Source organism: Actinoplanes sp. NPDC048791 (genome assembly GCF_040650095.1).
Taxonomy (GTDB): domain Bacteria; phylum Actinomycetota; class Actinomycetes; order Mycobacteriales; family Micromonosporaceae; genus Actinoplanes.
In genome coordinates, this window is record NZ_JBEZGQ010001292.1 from 1 (window position 1) to 2,040 (window position 2,040).

At 74.2% G+C, this 2,040-nt stretch carries 1 protein-coding gene and 2 pseudogenes; all 3 read right to left on the reverse strand.

The genetic code is table 11. The annotated features are described in order from the left end of the window. Positions 1-78: 78 nt before the first annotated feature. Positions 79-282: pseudogene (locus AB0C29_RS45545) on the reverse strand (hypothetical protein); the annotation flags it as partial. 38 nt (positions 283-320) lie between these two features. Then, a complete protein-coding gene (locus AB0C29_RS45550) occupies positions 321-1,712 on the reverse strand; it encodes a hypothetical protein (RefSeq protein ID WP_360834210.1) in 1,392 nt (463 codons plus the stop codon). 118 nt (positions 1,713-1,830) lie between these two features. Then, positions 1,831-2,040: pseudogene (locus AB0C29_RS45555) on the reverse strand (carboxylate--amine ligase); the annotation flags it as partial.

Below are 2,040 nucleotides of genomic sequence, written 5' to 3' on the forward strand. Positions count from 1 at the left end.
GCCGACATCACGCTGCCGAAGACGACGTTCACCAAGACCCCGCTGGACAACCGGGTCGACCGGGACGGCCGCCGTGTCGCCCGAGACTGCGTCGACGTCGTAGCCCGCGCGCCGCACCTCCGCATCGTTCGCGTCCGCCTCCGGGTCGTCGTCCGCCCCGAAGTCGACGCCGTCGTCCGGGCCGCCGGTGATGTTCTCGCCGGGCGGGCGCATCGAGGCCGCGTGGGCCGGCGTTCCGTCGGGCTCGTCAGTGTCGCTGCGGTCAGTAACGTGATCGGTCATGCCTTCGGCGTTCCCGCCGGTAACGGGGTCAAACCCGCTCAGACGACCAGCAGGCCGAGCCGTGACCCGGAGTGGCGCAGGGCCGACATGGCCAGGCCCAGCGGCAGGCGGCCCGGGACCCCGGTGGCCTCGTGCCGGGCCCGCAGCACGCCCGAGGCGTGGCTGGTCGGCAACGGCAGCAACGGATACCGGCCCAGCGCCTGGCGGTTGAAGTGCGTGCGGTGCTCCCCGAAGTGGGCGACGGCCCGCCACTGCGCGGCCGCGGCATGGACATCGCAGACGGTCCCCGGCGGCTCGGGCAGGATGGTCACCGCGGCGAACGGGCCACTGCCGGCCAGCCACCATTCGGCACCGTCGACGGCGGTCCGGGCCGACGACTCGCACCAGTACGGCACCAGCCCCGACCGCAGCACCCGCCACGGATCGATCAGCCGTCCCGTCTCCACCACACACTCGTCCCCGCCGCGTCCCGCAGCGCGCAGCCAGGCCCGGTACAGATCGGCGACACAGGCACTGAGCACCTCCGGCCCGGGATACAGCACCCGGTGCACCGGCCGGTCCAGCGCCGCAGACAGCCGCCGCAGGTCACGGTCGAACTCCGGCTCACCGGCGGTCTCGGCATACCGCGGCGGCGTGTCCAGATAAGGCGTCGACCACCGGTCGCCGCCGACACTCTCCATCAGCCGCCGGAACGACGGGTTGTCCAGCGTCTGATCCTCGTGCCGCATCCCGCCCGCCGGCCGGCCGAGCTGGAAACTGTGCCGGTCGGTCAGCTCCAGCACCGGCCAGGTCCGGGTGTCCCGCAGCAGCAGGGCGGTGCCCCCGGGGTCCAGACCAGACCCCAGGAAATCCCGGTACGCCATGGGCAGCCGTCGCCAGCGCACATGCAAGGTGACTGTCGAGCCGCACAGCGGACCCCGCCCGACCGGGTCGTGCACCTGGCGTACGGTCACGTCCGGATTGGCGGCCAGAATCAGATCGGCGAGCCTGGCCCCCCACTCCATCGCCTCGGTCCAGTCACCGACGTCGCCGTCCGGCCACGGCGCGGTGAGGGTGAAGCTGGTCGGCAGCCAGGGCGCGCCCAGGGCCGCGGCCAGATGCGCCGCACCCCCGTGCGCCGACCCGAGGACCACCGCCGGGTACGGCCCCGCCGGATAGTGCCCGGTGATCCACGAAGCCACATCACCGGCGTCCACCCGGTCCACCAGCCCCAGCGGTACGGCCTCGGCGCAGTCCTCGAACGCCAGCGCGGGCCCGCGCAGCTCCGCCGGCAGCCCACCCCGCCGGCCCAGCACCGGCACCCGGTCCAGGTCCTCGCAACCACGCTGCCGCAGGGCCCGCGAGACCGCCTCCAGCAACGGCCGCTCGGGCCCGTCGGGGGCGACGATGCGAGCGGCGGCCAGGGTGGATTTCGCCGGGGATTCCGTCACGGCGAGGCTCCTTCAGGTAGGGGCAGCGGCACGATGGGAACTGCCGGCGCACGCGGCCGGATACCCTGGCCGCCCCGGATCATTCGGCCGCCCCGCACCAATCACAGGACCGACCGGGTCAGCCGTCCACGGTGAGCCGGGAGACCTCGGTCAGGACCGCCCGGACGTCGCCGGTGCGTCGCAGGATGCGGCGCTGCCGTTCGGCGCCGGTGCCCTCGCGGCGCAACCGCTGCAGTCCGGCGCGGACCTCGGCCAGGTCGCCGTGGCTCTCCAGCGCCGGCGTGACGGCGCCGACGAGGTCCTCGACCAGCTCCCAGGCCGGCCGGGC